Source organism: Streptomyces caelestis, assembly GCF_014205255.1.
Taxonomy (GTDB): Bacteria; Actinomycetota; Actinomycetes; order Streptomycetales; family Streptomycetaceae; genus Streptomyces; species Streptomyces caelestis.
Window position 1 is genome coordinate 1,273,356 of record NZ_JACHNE010000001.1, and the last position, 22,869, is coordinate 1,296,224.

General features: G+C 72.2%; 25 protein-coding genes. 17 read left to right on the forward strand and 8 right to left on the reverse strand.

Annotation, left to right across the window (positions count from 1 at the left end):
- Positions 1-74 precede the first annotated feature (74 nt).
- Positions 75-716 (forward strand): DUF6328 family protein, encoded by a 642-nt coding sequence (locus tag HDA41_RS05650; RefSeq protein WP_184981272.1) that lies wholly within the window; start codon positions 75-77, stop codon positions 714-716.
- On the opposite strand, the gene HDA41_RS05655 is transcribed toward HDA41_RS05650, so the two are convergent.
- A complete protein-coding gene (locus HDA41_RS05655) occupies positions 652-1,281 on the reverse strand; it encodes a LysE family translocator (protein ID WP_184981273.1) in 630 nt (209 codons plus the stop codon). The genes HDA41_RS05650 and HDA41_RS05655 overlap by 65 nt on opposite strands.
- Before the next feature lie 92 nt (positions 1,282-1,373).
- On the opposite strand from HDA41_RS05655, the gene HDA41_RS05660 reads away from it, so the two are divergent.
- Complete coding sequence (locus tag HDA41_RS05660) at positions 1,374-2,300, forward strand: LysR family transcriptional regulator (RefSeq protein WP_184981274.1); 927 nt, start codon at positions 1,374-1,376, stop codon at positions 2,298-2,300.
- A 2-nt stretch (positions 2,301-2,302) separates the two neighbouring features.
- Here the strand turns inward: HDA41_RS05660 and HDA41_RS05665 are convergent, their stop codons facing one another.
- Positions 2,303-2,761 (reverse strand): ATP-binding protein, encoded by a 459-nt coding sequence (locus HDA41_RS05665; RefSeq protein ID WP_184981275.1) that lies wholly within the window; start codon positions 2,759-2,761, stop codon positions 2,303-2,305.
- 213 nt (positions 2,762-2,974) lie between these two features.
- On the opposite strand from HDA41_RS05665, the gene HDA41_RS05670 reads away from it, so the two are divergent.
- Positions 2,975-3,835: a helix-turn-helix domain-containing protein gene (locus HDA41_RS05670; RefSeq protein WP_184981277.1), complete on the forward strand. Its 861-nt coding sequence runs from the start codon at positions 2,975-2,977 to the stop codon at positions 3,833-3,835.
- 9 nt (positions 3,836-3,844) lie between these two features.
- Complete coding sequence (locus HDA41_RS05675) at positions 3,845-4,075, forward strand: DUF397 domain-containing protein (protein WP_184981279.1); 231 nt, start codon at positions 3,845-3,847, stop codon at positions 4,073-4,075.
- A 63-nt stretch (positions 4,076-4,138) separates the two neighbouring features.
- Here the strand turns inward: HDA41_RS05675 and HDA41_RS05680 are convergent, their stop codons facing one another.
- Positions 4,139-5,266 (reverse strand): 8-amino-7-oxononanoate synthase, encoded by a 1,128-nt coding sequence (locus HDA41_RS05680; protein ID WP_184981281.1) that lies wholly within the window; start codon positions 5,264-5,266, stop codon positions 4,139-4,141.
- Positions 5,267-5,417: 151 nt separating this feature from the next.
- Here HDA41_RS05680 and bioB point away from each other — a divergent pair, with 151 nt between their 5' ends.
- The 4 genes from bioB to HDA41_RS05700 all read left to right on the forward strand — a co-directional run bounded on the left by bioB (position 5,418) and on the right by HDA41_RS05700 (position 9,427).
- Complete coding sequence (gene bioB / locus HDA41_RS05685; protein WP_184981283.1) at positions 5,418-6,581, forward strand: biotin synthase BioB; 1,164 nt, start codon at positions 5,418-5,420, stop codon at positions 6,579-6,581.
- Positions 6,574-7,854 carry an adenosylmethionine--8-amino-7-oxononanoate transaminase gene (locus HDA41_RS05690; protein WP_184981284.1) on the forward strand — a complete coding sequence of 427 codons (1,281 nt, stop codon included), beginning with the start codon at positions 6,574-6,576 and terminating at the stop codon, positions 7,852-7,854. Before bioB ends, HDA41_RS05690 begins: the two co-directional genes overlap by 8 nt.
- A gap of 1 nt (position 7,855) precedes the next feature.
- On the forward strand, positions 7,856-8,581 hold the full coding sequence (gene bioD / locus HDA41_RS05695; protein WP_184981286.1) for a dethiobiotin synthase: 726 nt from the start codon (positions 7,856-7,858) through the stop codon (positions 8,579-8,581).
- Positions 8,582-8,743: 162 nt separating this feature from the next.
- Positions 8,744-9,427, forward strand: a complete 684-nt coding sequence (locus HDA41_RS05700; RefSeq protein ID WP_184981288.1) for a class I SAM-dependent methyltransferase — start codon at positions 8,744-8,746, stop codon at positions 9,425-9,427.
- Between the two features lie 12 nt (positions 9,428-9,439).
- On the opposite strand, the gene HDA41_RS05705 is transcribed toward HDA41_RS05700, so the two are convergent.
- Together HDA41_RS05705 and HDA41_RS05710 are read right to left on the reverse strand one after the other, a co-directional pair.
- Positions 9,440-9,814, reverse strand: coding sequence for a fic family toxin-antitoxin system, toxin component (locus HDA41_RS05705; RefSeq protein WP_184993184.1), 375 nt, complete (start codon positions 9,812-9,814; stop codon positions 9,440-9,442).
- 4 nt (positions 9,815-9,818) lie between these two features.
- Positions 9,819-10,088 (reverse strand): toxin-antitoxin system HicB family antitoxin, encoded by a 270-nt coding sequence (locus tag HDA41_RS05710; RefSeq protein ID WP_184981290.1) that lies wholly within the window; start codon positions 10,086-10,088, stop codon positions 9,819-9,821.
- Positions 10,089-10,223: 135 nt separating this feature from the next.
- Here HDA41_RS05710 and HDA41_RS05715 point away from each other — a divergent pair, with 135 nt between their 5' ends.
- From HDA41_RS05715 to mug, 9 genes are all read left to right on the forward strand, one after another.
- Positions 10,224-11,039: an ABC transporter ATP-binding protein gene (locus HDA41_RS05715; RefSeq protein ID WP_184993186.1), complete on the forward strand. Its 816-nt coding sequence runs from the start codon at positions 10,224-10,226 to the stop codon at positions 11,037-11,039.
- A 4-nt stretch (positions 11,040-11,043) separates the two neighbouring features.
- A complete protein-coding gene (locus tag HDA41_RS05720; RefSeq protein ID WP_184981292.1) occupies positions 11,044-13,611 on the forward strand; it encodes an ABC transporter permease in 2,568 nt (855 codons plus the stop codon).
- Between the two features lie 46 nt (positions 13,612-13,657).
- Positions 13,658-14,551: an LLM class F420-dependent oxidoreductase gene (locus tag HDA41_RS05725; protein WP_184981294.1), complete on the forward strand. Its 894-nt coding sequence runs from the start codon at positions 13,658-13,660 to the stop codon at positions 14,549-14,551.
- A gap of 55 nt (positions 14,552-14,606) precedes the next feature.
- Positions 14,607-15,032 carry a GNAT family N-acetyltransferase gene (locus tag HDA41_RS05730; protein WP_184981296.1) on the forward strand — a complete coding sequence of 142 codons (426 nt, stop codon included), beginning with the start codon at positions 14,607-14,609 and terminating at the stop codon, positions 15,030-15,032.
- A 351-nt stretch (positions 15,033-15,383) separates the two neighbouring features.
- The gene (locus HDA41_RS05735; RefSeq protein WP_184981298.1) at positions 15,384-16,724 is read left to right on the forward strand and encodes a hemolysin family protein; all 1,341 of its coding nucleotides are present in this window, start codon (positions 15,384-15,386) and stop codon (positions 16,722-16,724) included.
- Positions 16,721-17,734 (forward strand): hemolysin family protein, encoded by a 1,014-nt coding sequence (locus tag HDA41_RS05740; RefSeq protein WP_184981300.1) that lies wholly within the window; start codon positions 16,721-16,723, stop codon positions 17,732-17,734. The genes HDA41_RS05735 and HDA41_RS05740 overlap by 4 nt, the downstream gene beginning before the upstream one ends.
- Positions 17,735-17,806: 72 nt before the next feature.
- The gene (locus HDA41_RS05745; RefSeq protein WP_184981302.1) at positions 17,807-18,586 is read left to right on the forward strand and encodes an SGNH/GDSL hydrolase family protein; all 780 of its coding nucleotides are present in this window, start codon (positions 17,807-17,809) and stop codon (positions 18,584-18,586) included.
- 123 nt (positions 18,587-18,709) lie between these two features.
- Positions 18,710-20,152 (forward strand): adenylosuccinate lyase, encoded by a 1,443-nt coding sequence (gene purB, locus HDA41_RS05750; protein WP_184981304.1) that lies wholly within the window; start codon positions 18,710-18,712, stop codon positions 20,150-20,152.
- 13 nt (positions 20,153-20,165) lie between these two features.
- Entirely contained in the window at positions 20,166-20,711 is a 546-nt protein-coding gene (gene mug, locus HDA41_RS05755; RefSeq protein ID WP_184981307.1) for a G/U mismatch-specific DNA glycosylase, read from the forward strand.
- Between the two features lie 4 nt (positions 20,712-20,715).
- Here mug and HDA41_RS05760 read toward each other — a convergent pair whose 3' ends face one another.
- The 3 genes from HDA41_RS05760 to HDA41_RS05770 all read right to left on the reverse strand — a co-directional run bounded on the left by HDA41_RS05760 (position 20,716) and on the right by HDA41_RS05770 (position 22,862).
- Positions 20,716-21,147: a hypothetical protein gene (locus tag HDA41_RS05760; RefSeq protein WP_184981309.1), complete on the reverse strand. Its 432-nt coding sequence runs from the start codon at positions 21,145-21,147 to the stop codon at positions 20,716-20,718.
- A 66-nt stretch (positions 21,148-21,213) separates the two neighbouring features.
- Entirely contained in the window at positions 21,214-21,939 is a 726-nt protein-coding gene (locus HDA41_RS05765; protein WP_184981311.1) for an ABC transporter permease, read from the reverse strand.
- 2 nt (positions 21,940-21,941) lie between these two features.
- Complete coding sequence (locus HDA41_RS05770; protein WP_184981313.1) at positions 21,942-22,862, reverse strand: ABC transporter ATP-binding protein; 921 nt, start codon at positions 22,860-22,862, stop codon at positions 21,942-21,944.
- Positions 22,863-22,869: the final 7 nt, after the last annotated feature.

A 22,869-nucleotide genomic window follows, 5' to 3' on the forward strand; every position in this document is an offset into this window, starting at 1 on the left:
GCGTGCGGCGGCGCCCTTGACGCGCCGCCGCACGCCGGAGCGTGACACGGTCTCACGTGGTTACCCGTCACCCCATGGCCGAGCACCGTCCCTGCACCGCACGCGGCGAGACCCCGCTGCAACGCGCCGACCGGAACTTCGTCGAGCTGCTCCAGGAGCTCCGGGTCACCCAGACGGGCGTACAGATCCTGTTCGCTTTCCTGTTGTCGCTCGCGTTCACCTCGCGCTTCACGTCCCTCGACACGGTCCAGCGCGTCACCTACGTCGTCACGCTGCTGCTGGCGGTCCTGGCCGCGGCGCTGTTCACCGCGCCTGCCGCGCTGCACCGCTCGCTCTTCCAGCAGGGCGCCAAGCCCCGCATCGTGCAGGTCTCCTCCCGGCTGGCCACCACCGGCCTGATCGTTCTGGTGTTCGCCTTCAGCGGTTCCGTGCTGCTGGTGGTGGATGTGACGACGAGTCGGACCGGCGGCATCGCCGCGGGCGCTGCGACGTTCCTGGTCTGCGTCGGCCTGTGGGGGCTACTCCCCCGGCTGGTGCGGCGGACGGGGCTGCGCGACGAGACGCACGGCAGCCCCGGGCGACCGGAAGCCACCGTGGCGGAGCCGGCGCCCCAGGGCACCGTCCGGATCCCGGCACCGCCGCGCGGCACCATCAGGCAGCCCTCAGGGCTTCGAGAAGGAGCAGCACGCCGAGAAGCGTCAGCGCGGCGCCGGTGACCCCCTCGACGGCCCGCGCGGCACGCGGCTGACGCAGCCACCGGCCGAGCCGGTCCACCAGCAGCGCCACGGCCGGGAACCACAGCAGGGCGAGGACCACCACGATCAGCGCCAGCAGCAGCGTCCGGGGCAGCGCGGGAGCGCCCGCGGGCACGAACTGCGGCAGCAGGCTGAGGAAGGTGATGGGCGCCTTCGGGTTCAGGGCGTTCGTGACGAAGCCCTGCCGCAAGGGACGCGCGACGGACGAGACGGTCCCGGTGGCTTCGGCGGGCACGACACGGGGCCGGCGCAGCGACCCCAGCGTCCGCACGCCCAGGTACAGGACATAGCCGCCGCCCAGCACCTGAAGCGCGCGGAACAGCGCGGGCACCGCGGCCAGGACCGCGGCGACCCCCGCCACGGCCAGCGCGGTGTGCAGGAGCAGCCCGCCCGCGATGCCGAGCGCGCAGGCGACGCCGGCCCGGCGGGAGACCAGGGCGTTGCGCACGACGACGGTGAAGTCGGCGCCCGGCATGGCGACCATGCCCGCCGCCACCCCGGTGAAGGCGATGAGTTGTGCGTCCATACGGCCAGCCTGCCGGGCCGGAGCCTTCAGCAGGTATGTCGGATATCGTGGGTCGGCCTTAAGCATCGCTTTGGTCTGTGGAGGTCAGCGGCATGTACGACCCGACCCGGCTCGCGGCACTGGTCGCCGTCGCGGAGGCCGGGTCCATCACCCGGGCCGCCGAGCGCCTCGGTTACACCCCGCCCGCGCTCTCCCAGCAACTGGCCAAGCTGGAACGGGAGGCGGGCGCGGCGCTGCTGGTGCGGCATCACCGCGGGGCACGGCTGACGGGCGCGGGTGAGCTGCTGGTGGCACGGGCCCGGCGCGTGCTCGACGAGCTGGAGCGGGCCCGCCACGAACTGGCCCGGCTGGCCGGTCTGTCGGGCGGTGTCCTGCGGCTCGGGACGTTCCAGACGGCGGGCATCCATCTGCTGCCGCCGGTGCTCAGCGCGTTCCGCCGGGCTCACCCGGATGTGGAACTGTCCGTCGCCGACTGTGAACCGCCGACCGGTGTCACGGCCGTGGCCGCCGGTGAGATCGACCTGGCCCTGACGCACACGTACGAGCCGGCCGATGTCCTGGCGCTCCCCGCCTCCGTCCGTCTGGAACCCGTCCTGGTCGAGGAACTGGTCCTGGTGACCGCCCCGGGTCATGCCCTGGCCGACGGCGCGTCCAGGCTCCCCCTGTCGGAACTGGCGGGTCAGCCGCTGATCAGCATGGCGCCGGAGCATCCGTCCCGGCGGGGAGTGGAGGCGGCGCTCGCCCAGGCCGGGGCCAGCCCGTCGGTCCTGGTCTCGACGCCCGGGTATGCGCTGGTGTGCGCGCTGGTCAGCGCGGGTCTCGGGGTGGGCGTCGTACCGGAGATGGTGGCGCGGACGTCGGTCACGCCGGTCGGGGTGCGCCCGCTCGAGGCGGGCGAGCTGCGCCGTACGATCTCGGTCGCCTACCGGGGCGAGGAGGCGGCGCCGGCCGTGGAGGCCTTCCGGGCCCTGCTGCGCGGGGCGTTCGGCCGCGCGCGGTACACGTCAGAGCCGCGGTGAGGTCACGGCTCGTGCTGCCCCGCCGCCGTCACGGGCTGGGCCGGGACGGTCCACGGGAGTTCGATCGAGATGGTCTTGCCGCCCTCGCGGGTGGGGCGGATCCTGAGCCTGCCGCCGCATTCCGCGGTCAGCCAGCGGATGATGACGAGGCCGCGGCCGTTGTCCTGCTGGACGGCGGCGGGCAGGCGTCTGGGGAGTCGTGGATGGCTGTCCGTGACGCCGATGCGCAGGTGTTCGTCGCGGTGGAGTGCGACGTCCACCGTGAAGGTGGGTGACTGCCCGAAGGTGTGCTGGACGGCGTTGGTGGCGAGTTCGGAGATGATGAGCCGGATGGAGTCGGACACTTCCGTGTCCGCCGGCAGGCCCCACTCCGCCAGCGTGCCCACCACGTAGGCGCGCGCCGCGGAGACCGAGGCGGGATCGCTCGGCAGAGTGACGGATGCTTCCAAATGGTCTGCCATGGCGACGTCGTCCTTTTCCCACGGGACCGCAGTCCGACACGGAGCGGAAGGTTCGAGTACGGTCCCGGACTGGTGCTTCGTCGCCAGAGTGCCACCAGAACACCCCTGAAGGGCGGCGATCCACCAAGATATGCATATATCTGTCGCTCAATGCGGTGAACTCTGCGACGCGAGACCGTATTCGGGTGGCTCGGAAGGAGTAAGGAGTAGCCCATGCAGCACGGTCCCGCGGTGCGCCGCCGGAAACTGGGCGCCGAACTTCGCGCGCTGCGCACCTCGGCGGGGCTCACCAGTGGTGAGGCGGCCAGGCTGGCGGGCTGGCACCAGTCGAAGGTCAGCCGAATCGAGACGGGCACGAGCGGGGTGAAACCGGCCGATGTGCGGATACTTCTCGACGCGTATGCCGTGGCGGACACCCAACTGCGCGAGTTGCTCATGGTGTTGGCGGGGTCCGAGGACAGCGGCGGCCGGCACCACTGGTGGCACGCCTACCGCGGGGTACTGCCGCCGACCTACCGGGACTTCATCAGCCTGGAGTCCCAGGCCGGTGCGATGCGCACCCTGGAGACCACCGTCGTCCCGGGGCTGCTCCAGACGCCCGAGTACGCCCGTGCGGTGACGAAGGCCGCGGTGGAGGGACTGTCGGAGGACCGGCTCGACACGCTGGTCGAGGTGCGTCTGGCCCGGCAGGACGTGCTGCGCGCGGATCCGCCGCTGGAGCTGAGCGCCGTCCTGGACGAGGCGGTGCTACGCAGGGAGGTGGGCGGGCCGGGGGTCATGGCCCGGCAGCTGGAACGGCTGGTCGAGGCGGCGCGGCTGCCCCAAGTGCGGCTCCAGGTGCTGCCGTTCGCCGCCGGGGCACACATCGGCGTCACGGGCCCTTTCGTTATCTTCTCATTTTCGAGCACTTCTGATCTGGATGTGGTTGTTCTCGACCACTTGACGAGTAGCCTCTACCTCGAACGGAAAGAAGACCTCCAGGCCTACACGGAGGCCTTCAACGCCCTTCAGGCCCACGCCCTTTCGCCCGAGGACTCGTTGGATTTCATCGCCGGGACAGCCGCCGGCGCGTAAGGAGGCACCATGCGTGCACTGCCTCGTCACGTCCCCTCAAGCATCGAACTGCACGGTGTGCGGTGGTTGCGCAGCAGCTACAGCACCGGCGCGAACAACTGCGTCGAGACCGCGTGTCCGGACGCCTCGCCCTGGGCCGGACTGCTCGCCGTGCGCGACTCCAAGGACCCGGCCGGGCCCGCGCTGCTCTTCTCGCCGAGGAGCTGGGCGGAGTTCACGGCCGCGGTCGACCGTATCTGAGCCGCGTTCCGACCACTTCTGATCAGTCCGTCGTCGAGCGACGCACGGCCGTGTCACGCCGACTCATGGCCGCGTCTCGCCGATCAGTCGTACAGCGCGTTCGATCTGTTCCCCGGTCAGGTCCGCGCGGGCGGTCAGCCTGAGCCGTGAGATGCCGTCGGGCACGGAAGGAGGACGGAAGCAGCCCACGGCCAGGCCCGCCGCGCGGCACTCGGCCGCCCAGCGCACGGCGTCCTCCGGGGAGGGCGCCCGCACCGAGACCACCGCGGCGTCCGGACGTACCGCTTCCAGATCCGCGGCGGTCAGGCGTGCGTACAACTCGCCCGCCACCGCACGGGCCCGCGCCGCCCGCTCCGGCTCGCGGCGCAGCAGCCGCAAGGCCGACAGGGCCGCCCCTGCCGCCGCTGGGGCGAGGCCCGTGTCGAAGATGAACGTCCGTGCCGCGTTGACCAGATGGTCGATCACCCGGGCGGGGCCGAGGACGGCTCCGCCCTGGCTGCCGAGCGACTTGGACAGCGTGACCGTCACGACGACGTCGTCGGCGCCCGCGAGCCCCGCCGCGTGCGGGGCTCCGCGTCCGCCGTCGCCGAGGACGCCCAGGCCGTGGGCGTCGTCGACCACCAGCCCGGCGCCGTGCTCCCGGCACGCCTCGGCGAGCGCGACGAGCGGGGCCGCGTCGCCGTCGACCGAGAAGACCGTGTCGGACACGGTGATCGCCGTGCCCTCGTGCGTGTGCAGCGCCTTGCGCACGGCCTCCGGGTCGGCGTGCGCGACCACCTGGGTCGTGCCGCGGGCCAGCCGGCAGCCGTCGATGAGCGAGGCGTGGTTGCCCGCGTCGGAGACGATGAGGGAGCCGTGCGGGGCCAGCGCGGTGACCGCCGCGAGGTTGGCCGCGTAGCCGGAGGAGAAGACCAGGGCCGCCTCGAAGCCGCAGAAATCGGCCAGTTCCTGTTCCAGTTCGGCGTGCAGTTCGGTGCTGCCGGTCACGAGCCGGGAGCCGGTCGAGCCGCCGCCCCAGACCCGCGCGGCACGGGCCGCCCCCTCGGTGACCTCGGGGTGGTGGGCCAGTCCCAGATAGTCGTTGCTCGCCAGGTCGAGGAGCGGTGAAACGGCCGGACGGGGGCGCAGAGTCCGTACGAGTCCGGCGTGGCGGCGCAGTCGCGCCTGCTCGTCGATCCAGCCGAACGCCATGGGGGGGTCCTCCGGGGAATTTGTAGGCAGTGCACAGACACTAGCGGGACCTCCAGCAGGTCAGTGTGTGGCAATACCCACACCTCGAAGCGACTCTGTTGTACGAAGTCTCCTTGGCCCCGGGCGCCTCCGTAGGACAGGATCGGCTCCCATGGACCTGCTGAACACGCTGGTGGACAAGGGGCTTCGGCGCGAGCGGCCGACCCGAGAAGAGGCACTGGCCGTCCTCGCGACGTCCGACGACGACCTGCTCGATGTGGTGGCCGCGGCCGGGAAGGTGCGCCGGCACTGGTTCGGCCGGCGGGTGAAACTCAACTATCTCGTCAACCTGAAGTCCGGCCTGTGCCCCGAGGACTGCTCGTACTGTTCGCAGCGGCTCGGCTCCCAGGCCGGGATCCTGAAGTACACCTGGCTCAAACCGGACCAGGCCTCCGACGCGGCGGCGGCCGGTGTGGCCGGGGGCGCCAAGCGGGTGTGCCTGGTGGCCAGCGGGCGCGGTCCGACCGACCGGGACGTGGACCGGGTCTCCGAGACGATCAGGACCATCAAGGAGAAGAACGAGGGCGTCGAGGTGTGCGCCTGCCTCGGGCTGCTCTCCGAGGGACAGGCGGAGCGGCTGCGCGAGGCGGGCGCCGACGCCTACAACCACAACCTCAACACGTCCGAGGCGACGTACGGGGAGATCACGACGACGCACACGTACGCCGACCGCGTGGACACCGTCGAGAAGGCCCACGCGGCAGGGCTGTCCGCCTGCTCCGGGCTGATCGCCGGCATGGGCGAGTCGGACGAGGACCTGGTCGATGTCGTTTTCTCGCTGCGCGATCTGGACCCGGACTCGGTTCCGGTCAACTTCCTGATCCCGGTCGAGGGCACCCCGCTCGCCAAGGAGTGGAACCTCACCCCGCAGCGCTGCCTGAGGATCCTGGCCATGGTGCGCTTCGTGTGCCCGGACGTCGAGGTGCGCATCGCGGGCGGCCGGGAGGTGCATCTGCGCACGATGCAGCCGCTCGCCCTGCACCTGGCCAATTCGATCTTCCTCGGCGACTACCTCACCACGGAGGGCCAGGCGGGCAAGGCCGACCTGGAGATGATCGCGGACGCCGGGTTCGAGGTGGAGGGCACCGACCAGGTGACGCTGCCGGAACACCGCGCCTCCGGTGGCTGCGGGGACGGTGGTGGCGGCTGCGGTTCCGAGGGGGACGGCGTGTGCGGCTCCGTGCCCGCGCCGCAGACCCCGACCGGTGAGGCCCGTACCGACCTGGTCGCCGTCCGCCGCCGCGGCGCCGGAACGGACCTCGCGCCCAATGCCTGAGCTGACGGTGCCCGAACTGCTGGAACTCGACCGGCGGCACGTGTGGCATCCGTACGGCCCGATGCCCGGCCGGCAGGAACCGCTCGTCGTGGAGTCGGCGAGCGGGGTGCGGCTGCGCATGGCCGACGGATCGGGCGAGCTGGTGGACGGTATGTCGTCCTGGTGGTCGGCGATCCACGGCTACAACCACCCGGTGCTGAACGAGGCCGTGCGCGAGCAGTTGGCGCGGATGAGCCACGTGATGTTCGGCGGGCTCACCCACGAGCCCGCCGTACGACTGACGAAGCACCTTGTCGACATGTCGCCTGACGGTCTGGAGCACGTCTTCCTCGCCGACTCGGGGTCGGTGTCGGTCGAGGTCGCGGTCAAGATGTGCCTGCAGTACTGGCGTTCGCTGGGCCGCCCGGGCAAGCAGCGGTTGCTGACCTGGCGGGGCGGCTACCACGGCGACACCTGGCAGCCGATGTCGGTGTGCGATCCCGAGGGCGGGATGCACCAGTTGTGGAGCGGAGTGCTCCAGCCCCAGGTGTTCGCCGGCCCGCCGCCGGCGGAGTTCGAGGAGGCGTACGCCGAGCAGGTACGGTCCCTGATCGAGCAGCACGCCGACGAGCTGGCCGCGGTGATCGTCGAGCCGGTGGTGCAGGGCGCGGGCGGGATGCGGTTCCACTCCCCCGCGTATCTGCGGGTGCTGCGCGAGGCGTGCGACGCGCACGACGTGCTGCTGGTGTTCGACGAGATCGCGACCGGTTTCGGGCGTACGGGCGCGCTGTTCGCAGCAGAGCACGCCGCCGTGACACCGGACGTGATGTGCGTCGGCAAGGCGCTGACCGGCGGCTACCTGACCATGGCGGCGACGCTGTGCACCGCTCGGGTGGCGGACGGCATCTCACGGGGTGAGGTACCGGTGCTCGCCCACGGTCCGACCTTCATGGGCAATCCGCTGGCGGCGGCCGTGGCGTGTGCCTCCATCGAGCTGCTGCTCGGGCAGGACTGGCTCACGGAGGTCAAGAGGATCGAGACGGGGCTGAGGGAAGGGCTTTCGGCGGCCTCGGACCTTCCGGGTGTGAAGGACGTACGGGTCCTCGGCGCCATCGGGGTCGTCCAGCTCGACCACATCGTGGACATGGACGCGGCCACACGGGCCGCCGTGCGCGAGGGCGTGTGGCTGCGGCCGTTCCGCGATCTGCTCTACACCATGCCGCCGTACGTGACGGGCGACGCTGACGTGGCGCGGATCGCGCGGGCGGTGTGCGCGGCGGCGCGGGAGGGGTGACATGCCGGTACTGGTGATCACGGGCACGGGCACGGAGGTCGGCAAGACGGTCGCGACCGCCGCGGTGGCCGCGACGGCGCTGGCGGCCGGCCGTTCGGTGGCCGTACTGAAGGCGGCGCAGACGGGCGTACGGCCGGACGAGCCCGGGGACGCCGCCGAGGTCGCGCGGCTCGCGGGTGCCGTGACGACGGCGGAACTCGCCCGGTTTCCCGAGCCGTTGGCGCCCGCCACGGCCGCCCGCCGGGCCGGTCGCGCCCCCGTGCACCCGCACGAGGTCGCGGAGGCGGCCGCCAAGCTCGCCACCGAGCACGACCTGGTGCTGGTCGAGGGCGCGGGCGGGCTGCTCGTACGGTTCGACCCGGCCGGCGGCACCCTGGCGGACGCGGCCCGGCTGCTGTCGGCGCCGGTGCTGGTCGTGGTGTCGGCGGGGCTCGGCACCCTGAACACGACGGAGCTGACGGCGCGTGAACTCCGCTCCCGTCAGCTGGACCTGGCGGGGATCGTGATCGGGAGCTGGCCCGCCGCGCCGGACCTCGCCTCGCGCTGCAATCTCGCGGACCTGCCGGATGTGGCCGGAACGCCGCTGCTGGGCTCCGTACCCGCCGGGTCGGGGGCCCTCTCCCCCGCCGTCTTCCGGGCGTCCGCGCCGCACTGGCTGGCGCCGCGTCTGGACGGCACGTGGGACGCGGAGGCGTTCCAGGTGCGGGAGGCGCCCCCGGCGTTCTGAGCAAGCGGTCCCCGGTACTCGCGCCGGGTGCCGGGCGTTGCGACGCCGCGGAAATCCATCAGAAGCGCCCCGGGCACCCCTGCCGAGTCCCCTCGACAGGGGTGCCCGGGGCGCTTCCCGGGGACAATCGCGGTAAGGCCCGTCTCGTCAGGGAGGTCTCCCATGCCGCTCCTCTCCGGCCGCTCCGGCAAGGTGCCACGGGACGCCGTGCACCATCCGCTGTTCGCTCGTTACTACGCCCGGGTCAGTGTCACCGCCGAGCGGCGGATGGGCATGGCCGGGGTGCGCGAGAGGCTGCTCGGCGGGCTGTCCGGGCGGGTGATCGAGATCGGCGCGGGCAACGGGCTGAACTTCGCGCACTATCCGGGCACCGTCTCGGAGGTCGTGGCCATCGAGCCGGAGCGGCGGCTGCGGCAGCTGGCCGTGGAGGCGGCCCTGCGCGCGGAGGTGCCCGTGGACGTGGCGCCGGGGGCGGCCGAGGCGCTGCCGGTCAAGAGCGAGGGCTTCGACGCGGCCGTGGTGTCGCTGGTGCTGTGCAGTGTGCGGGACGCGCCCCGGGCGCTCGGGGAGCTCCGGCGGGTGCTGCGGCCGGGTGGTGAGGTGCGGTTCTTCGAGCACGGCCGGGGCGGTGGCCAGGTGATGACCTTCAGCCAGCGGGCGCTGGACCGGACGGTGTGGCCGCTGCTCAACGGGGGCTGCCACCTGGCGCGGGAGCCGGTGCGGGCGCTGCGGGACGCCGGGTTCGAACTCGGTCCCTACCGGCAGGTGCTGATGCCGGAGGAGGGGCCGACGCTGCCCACCTCGTACTGCGTGCTGGGCACGGCATGGCGCCCGATCAGCTCGTAGCCGCCCGCGTGGTCACAGGCTCCACTGGCGCAGCTCCTGCTCGATGTCCCGCACGGACACCTCGCCGCTCTTGACCAGCCGGGCGAGGTCGCGGACCTGCTCCGGCGAGGTGACGACCTTGACGCCGCTGGCGACGAGGTACGCGTAGGCGACGGCGGAGGCGAACAGGGCGTTGGAGCGTTCCAGCGCGGGGACGTGGATCAGCAGCTGGAGCAGCGCGGCGGCGCGGGCGTGCGGGCTGTCGTAGACGGGGACGTCGAATATGGCGGCCTGGTGGCGTGCGACGGCGGCGACGAGGGCTCCCCAGTCGGTGACCTGGGGGTCTCCCGGGGTCTTCTGCTCGGCGAGCATCAGCAGCCAGGCGAGGTCGATCCGGAGGTTGTTCAACGCTTCAGTGGCGACCTTCGCGCGTGCCCTCACGGTCCTCCCCCACTCTCGGCTTCGCGGGGGCACCCCCATCGAACTCCTCGGCGAAGACGGACTCGTACTGCTTCATGAAGTCGGCGGCGGCCTCCACGAACGTGTGGCCCACCTCGCCGGTGTCCTGCCTGACCAGCTCCTCGATGTAGCGGTTGACGCTCATGCCGCGGGCCAGGGCGCGCTCGCGGGCGGCTCGGGCGGTGTCCTCGTCGACTCGCACGTTCAGCTGGGTCTTCGCCATACCTCGAAGCTAGCGCGGAGGTGCTAGCACCAGCAAGGGCGGGACTCCGATCCGAGGAGGATACCGAGTGTGGGCCGCGTCACATTACCCTCGGGCAAGGTGACGCAATCCGACGTCCAGCACGAGGAGGCGGCCTTGTCCACACCTGCTGCGGAGCACGTCCCCGGCCTCGCGTCGGCCGACGGGATCGCGGCCCGGGCCCGCGGTCTGACCAAGGCGTACGGCTCGGGCGAGACGACCGTGCTCGCGCTCGACTCGGTGGACGTCGACATCGTCCGCGGCCGCTTCACCGCGGTGATGGGACCGTCGGGCTCCGGGAAGTCCACGCTGATGCACTGCCTGGCGGGGCTCGACACCGTCTCGGCCGGCCAGGTGTGGCTCGGCGACACGGAGATCACGGGTCTGAAGGAGCGCGAGTTGACGCGGCTGCGCCGCGACCGGATCGGGTTCATGTTCCAGTCGTTCAACCTCATCCCGACCCTGAACGCCCTGGAGAACATCACGCTGCCCATGGACATCGCGGGCAAGAAACCCGACGAGAAGTGGCTGGACCAGGTGATCGACACCCTGGGCCTGCGGGACCGGCTCGGGCACCGGCCCTCGCAGCTCTCCGGCGGCCAGCAGCAGCGGGTGGCCTGTGCGCGGGCGCTGGCCTCCCGGCCCGAGCTGATCTTCGCGGACGAGCCGACCGGCAACCTCGACTCGCGCGCCGGACTGGAGGTGCTCGGCTTCCTGCGCGAGGCGGTGGACGAGCTCGGGCAGACCGTCGTCATGGTCACCCACGACCCGGGCGCCGCCGCCCACTCCGACCTGGTGCTCTTCCTCGGGGACGGCCGGATCGTCGACGAGATGCGGCGGCCGACGGCTCAGACCGTGCTGGAGCGCATGAAGCGTTTCGACGTGATCCGGACCCGTGTCGACGACACCCCGGCGGCATCCGAGGAGAACTGACCCCGTGCTCAAGGCGACCCTGAGAAGCTTCCTGGCGCACAAGGGGCGGCTGCTGCTCTCGGCGCTCGCCGTCCTGCTGTCCGTCGCGTTCGTCACGGGCAGCCTGATCTTCTCGGACACCGTCAGCCGTACGTTCGACCGGCTGTTCGCCTCCACCGCGGCCGATGTCACCGTCAGCCCCAAGGAGGGCCTCGACGAGGCGGTGCCCTCCGGCCGGACGGCCACCCTGTCGGCCGCGCTCGCCGAACGCGTACGGCAGGTCGACGGAGTCGCGGCGGCACGCGCCGAGGTGGACGTGGCCGGCCTCACGGTCGTCGACGAGGAGAACGAGCCGGTCGGCCCGACCACCGGGGCTCCCACGCTCGGCACCGCCTGGAACCCGACCGAGCGCAGCCCCGTGGAGCTGACCTCCGGTCATGCCCCGCGCGGCGACGGACAGGCGCTGCTCGACTCGGAGACCGCCGACCGCAAGGACGTGCGCATCGGCGACACCCTCACCGTGATCGCGCCGCCCGGGTCGTTCGAGGTCCGGGTCGTGGGAATCGCCACCTTCACCACCACCAACCCCGGCGCCGCACTGGTCTTCCTCGACACCCCCGCCGCGCAGACGAAGCTGCTGGGCGACCCGGGGGCGGCCACCAGCATCTCGGTGGACGCGGCGGAGGGCGTCGGCGACGAGCGGCTCAAGCAGCGTGTGGCCGCCGCGCTCGGCCCGCACACCTACGACCTCAGGACCGCCGACGAGCAGGCGAAGTCGGACGTCGAGCAGCTGGGCGGTTTCCTCGACGTCATCAAGTACGTGATGGTCGGCTTCGCCGGGGTCGCCGTGCTGGTGGGCGTGTTCCTGATCGTCAACACCTTCTCCATGCTCATCGCCCAGCGCACCCGCGAGCTCGGGCTGCTGCGCGCGCTCGGTGCCGACCGGCGCCAGGTCCGCCGCTCCGTGCTCACCGAGGCCCTCCTGCTCGGTCTGGTCGGCTCCACGCTGGGGCTCGCCATGGGCATCGGGCTGGCGGCCGGGCTCATCGAGCTGATGGGCCTGCTCGGCATGAACATCGACGCCGACGAGATGGTCATCGGCTGGGTGACGCCCGTGACGGCGTTCGTCGTCGGTCTCGGCGTCACCTTCGTCGCCGCGTACCCTCCGGCGCGGCGGGCCGCGGGGGTCTCGCCGATGGCCGCGCTCTCGGACGCCGAGGTCGCCGGGGTGGGTCGGCCGCTGCGGGTGCGCGCGGTGGCGGGCGCGGTCGTCGGGGCGGCCGGTGCGGCGGCGCTCGTCGGGTGCGCGGTGTCGGAGCGGACGTCGTCGGCGGCGTCCCTGCTGGGGCTCGGTGTCGTGCTCACCCTGATCGCGACCGTGATCGCCGGGCCGCTGCTGGTGCGCCCGGTGATCCGCGTGCTCGGCGCGGCCTTCCCCGCGCTGTTCGGGTCCGTCGGCCGGATGAGCCAGCGCAACGCCCTGCGCAATCCCCGCCGTACCGGAGCCACCGCGGCCGCCCTCATGGTGGGCCTCGCCCTGGTCGGCGGGATGTCGGTGGCGAGCGAGTCGATGACCGCCTCGTTCGATCAGCAGATCGACAGGACGCTGGGCGCCGACTTCGTGATCCAGAACACCAACTTCCTGCCGTTCCCGAAGCAGGTCACCGACGAGGTGCGCAGCACCGAGGGCGTGGGCCTGGTGGTGCGGGGACGGTTCACGCCGGTCGCGGTGCGGCTCCCGGACGGCGACCGCGTGGAGACGACCGCCGCGGGCTACGATCCGCGGCTCGACGAGGTCGCCAACATCACGTACGTACGAGGGGACTCGGCGGCCGCGCTCGCCGACGGGCGCCTCGCCATGGACCGGGACTTCGCGCGCGACCACGGCGTACGGGTGGGCAGCACCGTCCCGGTGGAGTTCCCTGGCGGGCGCAGGGCCGAGCTGACGGTCGGCGCCCTCACCGACCAGGACGCCGCCGAGGGGTTCGGCACGCAGGGCGGGCTCTACTTCGGCCTCGCCACCCTGGAGCGGTACGCGCCGGGCGGGCAGGACTCCGCGCTGTACGTCAACGCCGCTCCCGGTACGAGCGACGACGACCTGCGCGCGAACCTGGAGCGGACCCTGGATCCGTACCCGCAGGTGCAGGTGCGGGACCTGGCCGACTACAAGCAACTGGTGCACGACCAGATCGCCGTCCTGCTGTACCTCGTGTACGCGCTGCTGGGGCTGGCGATCATCATCGCGGTGCTCGGCGTGGTCAACACCCTCGCGTTGTCGGTCGTCGAGCGCACCCGGGAGATCGGGCTGCTGCGGGCGATCGGGCTGGCACGGCGGCAGCTGCGGCGGATGATCCGGCTGGAGTCGGTGGTGATCGCGGTGTTCGGGGCCGTCCTGGGGCTCGCGCTGGGGCTGGTGTGGGGCGTGTGCACACACGAGGTGCTGGCCCTGCAGGGCATGACGGCCCTCGCGATCCCGTGGCTCACGATCGTCGCGGTGGTGGTCGGCTCGGCGGTGGTGGGAGTCGTGGCGGCGCTGCTCCCGGCGTTGCGTGCGTCCCGCATGAACGTACTGGCTGCCATCGCGCACGAGTGATGGAATCGCGGCGGGTACTCAAGTCGCTTTCCTGTGAGGAGAGTTCATGTCACGTTCGTTCCGCTTCGGGGTCAACCTGCTCGAACCCGCGTCCGCCGAGGAGTGGCGCGCCAAGTGCCGCAGGGCCGAGGAGCTCGGGTATGACGTGATCCTCGTCCCCGACCATCTGGGCATGCCGGCGCCCTTCCCGGCGCTGGTTGCGGCGGCCGAGGCCACCGAGCGGCCGAGGCTCGGCACCTTCACGCTCAACGCAGGCTTCTGGAACCCGGCGCTGCTGGCCCGCGAGGTGGCCACGACGGACGCGCTGACGGGCGGCCGGCTGGAGCTCGGCCTCGGCGCCGGCTACGTACGGGCGGAGCACGAGACGGCCGGACTGCCGTTCGGCTCGCCGGGCGAGCGGGTGGACCATCTGCGGCGCACGGTCGAGGAGTTGAAGCGGCTGCTGGGCTCGGACGATCACCAGCCGCAGACGGCGCAGCGGCCCCGGGTGCCGCTGCTGATCGGCGGAAACGGCGACCGGATGCTGCGGCTGAGCGCCGAGCACGCCGACATCGCGGCGTTCACCGGGGCGCGCACGGTGCCGGGCAGCACCACCGGGCAGTTGGCGCCGATCACCGCGGAGGAGCTCGACGAACGCGTGGCGCGGCTGCTGAAGTTCGCGGAGGACCACCGCGAGGAGCCGCCCGAGCTGAACCTGCTGCTCCAGATGGTGATCGGAACCGAGGACCGCGAGGCCGCGATTCAGCCGTTCCTCGAATACTTCCCCGACTTGACCGTCGACCAGGTGCTGGAGCTCCCCGTCTCTCTGGTGGGCACCCTGGACGAGCTCACGGAGCAGGTTCTGGCCCGGCGCGAGCGCTACGGCTTCACGTATCTGACCGTCCTGGAGCCCTACATGGAGGCGTTCGCGCCGGTCATGGAGCGGGTACGTGGGGTCTGACGTCCGCATGCTGAAATCATGCGCCCGGGGTGACCATGCGTGATGTGATCACCGCATGAACGAGCTGCGTATCCGGGCCGCGACGCCCGAGGACCTCGACACCGTGCTGGCCTTCTGGAAGGTGGCCGCCGAGGGCACGAGCATCAGCGACGACCGCGGTGGCGTGGAGCGGCTGGTCGCGCGCGACCCCGAGGCCTTGATCCTGGCGGAGCGGGACGGCGAGCTGGCCGGCACGGTGATCGCGGGGTTCGACGGCTGGCGCTGCCACCTCTACCGGCTGGCCGTGCATCCGGACCACCGCCGCCAGGGCATCGGCTCCGCGCTGCTCGCCGCGGCCGAGGAGCGGTTCGTACGGCTCGGGGGGCGGCGCGCGGACGCGATGGTGCTCACGCGCAACGAGACCGCGCACCACGCGTGGAGTGCCGCCGGCTACGCGCCCGAGGAGCAGTGGCGGCGCTGGGTGAAGCCGCTCACGGACTAGACGCCGGTCCGGCCGGGAAGCCGCTCACGGACTGGGCGGCGGTCGGGTGAAGCCCTCACCGGCCAGGTGCGCCGGTCGGAGTGCGGGGCGTCGCGGAGGGAGGCGCGGCCCCCGCTTCGCACCGCCCACCGCCGGCCGCGTCATCACAGACGAGGGCGCCTGCCGGCTCTCTCCGGTCCCCGCCGGCCCCCGCTGAGCACCCGACCGCAGGACTTTGCCCATTCTTTACCGTTGGATGGCCACTCGGTTCTGCATGAAAGGTTGTGAGCGTCCGCCCATGGGCGAGCCTCCCCGTGCGCGACACCGCGCGTTCCGCCCCGTCCTGGAGAACCATGGAACGGGGGTGAACCGATGACCGAAGTGCTCCTCCTTCTGGCGGCGATCCTGCTCTCGCTCGCCTGCGGCGCCTTCGTGGCGGCCGAGTTCTCCCTCACCACGGTCGAGCGCGCCGAGCTGGAACAGGCAGTGGCGCGCGGCGAGCGGGGCGCGCAGGGCGCACTGAAGGCCGTACGGAACCTGACGTTCCAGCTCTCCGGGGCGCAACTCGGCATCACGGTCACGAACCTGGTCGTCGGCATGCTCGCCGAGCCGTCGATCGCCGCGCTGATCGCCGGGCCGCTGGAGGACGTCGGCGTCTCCCGGTCGGCGTCGCACAGCCTGGCGCTGGTGCTGGGCACGGCTCTGTCGACGGTGTTCCTGATGGTCGTCGGCGAGCTGGTGCCCAAGAACTGGGCGATCTCGTCGCCGCTGGCGGTCGCCAAGACCGTGGGCAACGCCCAGCGCTGGTTCAGCGCCGCGTTCCGGCCCTTCATCAGGCACCTCAACAACACGGCGAACCGTGTCGTGCGCCGGATCGGGGTGGAGCCCGCCGAGGAGCTGGCGTCGGCGCGCGGGCCGCAGGAGCTGGCGGCGCTCGCCCGGCACTCCGCCCGGGAAGGCGTCCTGGAGGCCGACACCGCCGAGCTGTTCGTACGGACGCTGAACCTCGCCGACCTGACCGCGGAGAACGTGATGACGCCCCGGGTGCAGGTCGTCGCCCTGGACGTGCAGGCGACCCTGGAGGACGTGGCGAACGCGACCCGGGCGACCGGCCTGTCCCGGTTCCCCGTCTACCGCGGCACCCTTGACTCGGTCGTCGGGACGGCGCACGTCAAGGACGTGCTGACGGTACCGGCGGAGCGCCGCACCCGGATCTTCGTCTCCGAGCTGATGCGCGAGCCGCTGCTGGTCCCGGAGACGCTCACCGTCGACCGGCTCCTGGACCGGCTCTCCGGCAAGCGCACGATGGCCGTCGTGATCGACGAGTACGGCGGTACGGCGGGCGTGGCCACCCTGGAGGACATCGTCGAGGAGGTCGTCGGCGAGGTGCGCGACGAGCACGACCCGCACGAGCTGCCCGACCTCGCGCCGGCCGGCACGGACGAGGCCGGCCATGCCCTGTACTCGGCCGACGGCTCCGCGCGCGTGGATCAGCTCGAAGCCGTCGGGCTGCGCGCCCCGGAGGGGCCGTACGAGACGCTCGCCGGGCTGGTGGCGACGGTGCTCGGCCGGATACCGGCCGTCGGCGACACCCTGGAGGTCGCCGGCTGGCGGATGGAGGTCCTGGACGCCACGGGCCGCCGGGCCGCCCGCGTCCGCCTGCACGCGCCCCTCGACGACGAGAAGCCCTACGAGAAGGGAGCCGCGCTGTGACCGCCGTCCAGCTGCTGATCGGTCTGGCGACGCTCGTCGTCAACGCCTTCTTCGTCGGCGCCGAGTTCGCGCTGATCTCGGTGCGCCGCAGCCAGATCGAGCCCTACGCCGACCGGGGCGACCGGCGCGCCAAGAGCGTGCTGTGGGGCCTGGAGCACGTATCCGCGCTGATGGCGGCCGCGCAGCTCGGCATCACGCTGTGCACACTGGTGCTGGGCGTGGTGGCCGAGCCGGCGATCGCGCACCTGCTGGAGCCGGTGTTCCACGCGATGGGCATGCCCGAGGGCGCGGGGCACGCGGTGTCCTTCGTGATCGCGCTGGCCCTGGCCACGTATCTGCACATGCTGCTCGGCGAGATGGTGCCGAAGAACATCGCGCTCGCCGAGCCGGTGCGCAGCGCACTGACGCTCGGCCCGCCCCTGGTGACGCTGTCCCGGGCGCTGCGGCCGGTGATCTTCACGGTGAACGCGTTCGCCAACGCGCTGCTGAAGCTGCTGCGCGTGGAGGCGCGCGAGGAGGTCGCCGCGTCCTACTCGGACGCCGAGATAGCGCGGATCGTGAAGGACTCCAGCGAGGCCGGCCTCATCGACGACCGCGCCCAGGAGCGGCTGCACGACGCGCTGGAGCTGGGCCGCCGTCCGGTGCGCGACGTGGTGCTGCCGCTGGAACGCGTGGTGTACGCGCGCGTGGGTGTCACTCCGGACGAGCTGGAGCGGCTGTCGGCGGAGTCCGGATTCTCCCGCTTCCCGGTGGTGGACGAGGGGCGGCGGATCGTCGGCTACCTGCATGTGAAGGACGCGCTGGACGCCGTCGGGCGCGATGTGCCGTTCCGGCTGCGGGACATGCGGCCCATCGCGCGCGTGCGGGAGCACACGCCGCTGGACGATGTCCTCACGGCGATGCGGGGCAGCCGTACGCACCTCGCGGCGGTCCTCGGGGCGGACGGGCGGCTGGCCGGGCTGGTGACCATGGAGGACGTGCTGCAGGAGCTGTTCGGGCAGCGGGCGTGAGGCACCGGCTGTCGATGCCCCCGATGGGTGACCGACTGCTGGGTATGTGCACGGGATACTATTTCCGTCGCCATGCACACGAACCCCCCTTACAGCAGCCTCGTCGCGGTCGGCGACTCCTTCACCGAGGGCATGTCGGACCTGTTGCCCGACGGCACCTACCGCGGCTGGGCCGATCTGCTCGCCGCGCGGATGGCCGCCCGCACGCCCGGCTTCCGGTACGCCAATCTCGCGGTGCGCGGCAAGCTGATCCGCCAGATCGTCGACGAGCAGGTGGACGTCGCGGCGGCCATGGGCGCCGACGTGATCACCCTGGTCGGCGGGCTCAACGACACCCTGCGGCCCAAGTGCGACATGGCCCGGGTGCGCGCTCTCCTGGAGGAGGCCGTGGAGAAGCTGGCCCCCGCCTGCCGGCAGCTCGTGCTGATGCGCAGCCCGGGCCGCCAGGGTCCCGTCCTGGAGCGGTTCCGCCCGCGCATGGAGGAGCTGTTCGCCTGCGTCGACGAGCTCGCCGCACGGCACGGCGCGGTCGTCGTCGACCTGTACGGCGCCCCCTCGCTCTCCGACCCGCGGATGTGGGACGTGGACCGGCTGCACCTGACGGGCGAGGGCCACCGCCGGGTCGCGGAGGCGGTGTGGCAGGCGCTCGGCCACGAGCCCGAGGACACCGAGTGGCGCACGCCGATGCCGACGACGCTGCCGCCCGGCTGGGTCATGCGCCGCGCGGCGGACCTGCGGTTCGCCCGGCAGCACCTGCTGCCCTGGATCGGCCGCCGCCTGACGGGCCGCTCCTCGGGCGACGGCCTGCCGCCGAAGCGGCCCGAGCTGCTGCCGTACGAGGATCTGGCGTAGGCGGTTCCCGGGGCGACACGGGTGACCGGCGGGCTCCTGGCAGGGCACCGAAACCCTCTTGTACGTTCCCACGAACGCACCCGCGACGCTGGCCTGCACGAATCGCCAGTAGAATCCGTGCACGTGACTTCCGCTCCCGCCAAGCCCCGCATCCCGAACGTCCTCGCCGGACGGTACGCCTCCGCCGAGCTCGCCACGCTCTGGTCGCCCGAGCAGAAGGTGAGGCTGGAGCGGCAGCTCTGGCTCGCTGTGCTGCGGGCTCAGAAGGACCTCGGGATCGAGGTGCCGGACTCGGCGCTCGCGGACTACGAACGTGTGCTCGACACCGTCGACCTGGCCTCCATCGCCGAGCGCGAGAAGGTCACGCGGCACGACGTGAAGGCGCGGATCGAGGAGTTCAACGACCTCGCCGGGCATGAGCACGTGCACAAGGGCATGACCTCCCGCGACCTCACCGAGAACGTCGAGCAGCTGCAGATTCGGCTCTCGCTGGAACTGATGCGTGACCGCACGGTGGCGGTCCTGGCCCGTCTGGGCAAGCTGGCCGGCGAGTACGGCGAGCTGGTCATGGCCGGCCGCTCGCACAACGTCGCCGCGCAGGCCACCACCCTCGGCAAGCGCTTCGCGACCGCCACCGACGAGCTGCTCGTCGCGTACGGCCGCATCGAGGAGCTGCTGGGCCGCTACCCGCTGCGCGGCATCAAGGGCCCGGTCGGCACCGCGCAGGACATGCTGGACCTGCTGGGCGGGGACGCCGCGAAGCTCGCGGAGCTGGAGCAGCGGATCGCCACGCACCTGGGCTTCTCGCAGGCGTTCACGTCGGTCGGCCAGGTCTACCCGCGCTCGCTCGACTACGAGGTCGTGACGGCGCTGGTGCAGGTGGCGGCCGCGCCGTCGTCGCTGGCGAAGACGATCCGGCTGATGGCCGGGCACGAGCTGGTCACCGAGGGTTTCAAGCCGGGTCAGGTCGGCTCCTCGGCGATGCCGCACAAGATGAACACCCGCTCCTGCGAGCGCGTCAACGGCCTGATGGTGATCCTGCGCGGCTACGCCTCGATGACCGGCGAGCTGGCGGGCGACCAGTGGAACGAGGGTGACGTGTCCTGCTCGGTGGTGCGCCGGGTCGCGCTGCCGGACGCGTTCTTCGCGCTGGACGGTCTGCTGGAGACGTTCCTGACGGTGCTCGACGAGTTCGGCGCGTTCCCGGCGGTCGTGGCGCGTGAGCTGGACCGCTACCTGCCGTTCCTCGCGACCACCAAGGTGCTGATGGGTGCCGTGCGCGCGGGCGTGGGCCGGGAGCTCGCGCACGAGGCGATCAAGGAGAACGCCGTGGCCTCCGCGCTCGCGATGCGCGAGCAGGGCGCCGAGCGCAACGAGTTGCTCGACAAGCTGGCCGCCGACGCGCGCATTCCGCTCGACCGTGCCGAGCTGGACGCGCTGATGGCCGACAAGCTGTCCTTCACGGGCGCCGCGGGCGACCAGGTCGCCGCCGTCGTCGCCCGGGTCGAGGAGATCGTGAAGCAGCACCCCCGGGCCGCGGGCTACACGCCCGGCGCGATCCTCTGACGCGCCGCGCACGATGCCCCGTTTCACGCCCGAGGAGCTTGAGGCCGCCCGCGACCGAGTCGTGCCGGACGTGGTCGCGGACGGTCTGCGCGTACTGTTCTGCGGCATAAATCCCGGTCTGATGACGGCCGCGACGGGCCACCACTTCGCCCGCCCCGGCAACCGCTTCTGGCCGGTGCTGCACCGCTCCGGGTTCACGCCGCGGCTGCTGAAACCGTCCGAGCAGCAGGAGCTGCTGTCGTACGGACTCGGCATCACCAATGTCGTGGCGCGACCGACCGCTCGGGCGGACGAGCTGAGCGCCGAGGAGTACCGGGAGGGCGGGCGGCTGCTCGCGCTGAAGGTGGGGCGGCTGCGGCCGCGCTGGCTGGCCGTGGTCGGAGTGACCGCCTACCGCGCCGCGTTCGACGACCGGAAGGCCCGGGTCGGGCCGCAGTCGCGGATGATCGGGGACACGCGCGTGTGGGTGCTGCCCAATCCGAGCGGGCTGAACGCGCACTGGACGGCCGAGACGATGGCGGAGGAGTTCGCGCGGCTGCGGGAAGCCGCCGAGAGCTGATCTCCTACGGCGGGTCCGTCTCCGTGACCACGGCCAGCAGCTGGACCTCCTGCGAGGTGTCGCGGTCGGTGACCGCCACGGCGACCCAGCGGCCGGTGCCCTCCACCTCCCACACGTACGCGACGCTCGCGCGCTCGCTCAACTCGGCCCACGGCCGCGGTATCTCCTCCTGCTCGGTGCGCAGCAGGACGGTCCGCAGGTTGTAGGGGGGTGTGTCGCCCCAGCGTGAGGCGAGGAGTTCGTAGACGGCGTCCCGGTCCTTCTCGTACTGGTCGATCGTCACCGCGCGGAGCGCCGGGTCGTCGTCGCCCGCGGCGTCTAACACCGCGGTGTGCTGACCGGGCCCGGAAACGCCGACGTCCGACGGGCCGTGCTCCGCCGGAAAGGGGCGGTAGCACAGCTCGTCGATGAGGGCGATGTGCTGTGCGATGTTCATGGATCCAGTAAACCCGCCGCCACTGACACTTGGCGGGGTGTCACTCCTGTTCCGGCCGTTCTCCGGTCAGGCGTCCCGGCGGCGCAGGCTCCACGCTCCCGCCAGCAGGGCGGCCGCCGCCCAGAGCGCGGTCACCGCGAGCCCCGACCACGGCCCGAGGGTGCCGTCGTACGTCTCCCTCAGGACCAGTTGTCCCGCCTTGTCGGGCAGGAAGTCGGCGACGGTGCCCGTCGCGTCGCCGATCACGAACGACACGACGAGGATGAACGGGATCAGCAGGGACAGCGTGGCCACGCCGCTGCGCAGCAGGGCGGCGAGTCCCGCGGCGAACAGGGCCATCAGCATGAGGTAGACGCCGCAGCCCACGACGCCGCGCACCTGCTCGCCGGTGCGGAGCCCGTCGGCCGCCGGGCCGAGCGCGGCCCGCGCCACCAGGAGGGCGGCGAGCGCGGTCACCAGTCCGACCAGCAGAGCCGGTACGGCGATGACGGCCGCCTTGGCCGCGAACCACCGGCCGCGTCGCGGAACCGCGGCCAGCGAGAGCCGGAGCGCGCCCGACTGGAATTCCGACGACACGGCCATGGCCCCGAAGGAGACGGCCGCGATCTGCCCCGGCACGACACCGGACAGGGACGTGAACAGGGGGTCGAAGCCGGGGCCCGATGTCTCGGAGACACCGGCGATCGCGGAGAACGCGGTGGTCGCGGCGAACAGGGCCAGGAGCGCTCCCGGGAGCGAGCGGAGCGTACGGATCTTCAGCCACTCGGAGCGGAGGACGGGGGTGAGTTCCATGGTCAGGCCTCCTGCGGCTGGGTGGTGAACTCGGCTTCGGCCGACGTGAGGTCGAAATAGGCCTGTTCCAACGTGCCCTCCTCGGCCGCGAGTTCGAGGACCGGCACACCCGCGGCGGAGGCGATGCGGCCGATGTCGTCCACGCGTGCGTGGTGCACGGTCCAGTGACTGTCCGGGTGTTCCACGGCGTCGTGGCCGTGCCGGGCGAGAGCGCTGCGGAGGGCGGCGGGGTCGGATGTGCGGATGCGTACGCTGGGCTGCACGCGTGCGTCGATGAAGTCCCGCATCGGGGTGTCGGCCAGTAGCCGGCCCCGGCCGAGGACGACGAGGTGGTCCGCGAAGGAGGCGGTCTCCTTCATCAGATGGCTGGAGACCAGCACCGTGCGGCCCTCCCCCGCGAGCCGGCGCAGCAACTGCCGGATCCACACGATGCCTTCGGGGTCGAGGCCGTTGGACGGCTCGTCCAGCATGACCACCTCGGGATCGCCCAGCAGGGCGGCGGCGATGCCCAGGCGCTGGCGCATGCCGAGGGAGTACGTCCGCACACGGCGCCGGGCCACCGACGCCAGGCCGGTGTCCTCCAGCACCTCGTCGACCCGCCGGTCCGGGATGCGGTTGCTGGTCGCCAGGACACGGAGGTGGTCGCGAGCGGTGCGGGAGCCGTGCGCGGCCTGCGCGTCGAGCAGGGCGCCCACCTGGCGCAGGGGTTCGCGCAGCGTCGGGTAGGCGCGGCCGCCGAGGGTGGCGGTACCGGCGGTCGGCCGGTCGAGGCCGAGCACCAGCCGCATGGTGGTGGACTTCCCGGCGCCGTTGGGGCCGAGGAAGCCGGTGACGCGGCCGGGCAGGACGCGGAAGGTGAGGCCGTCCACGGCCCGTTTGCCGCCGTACTCCTTGGTGAGGTCCTGGACTTCGATGCTGGTCATGGCAGCA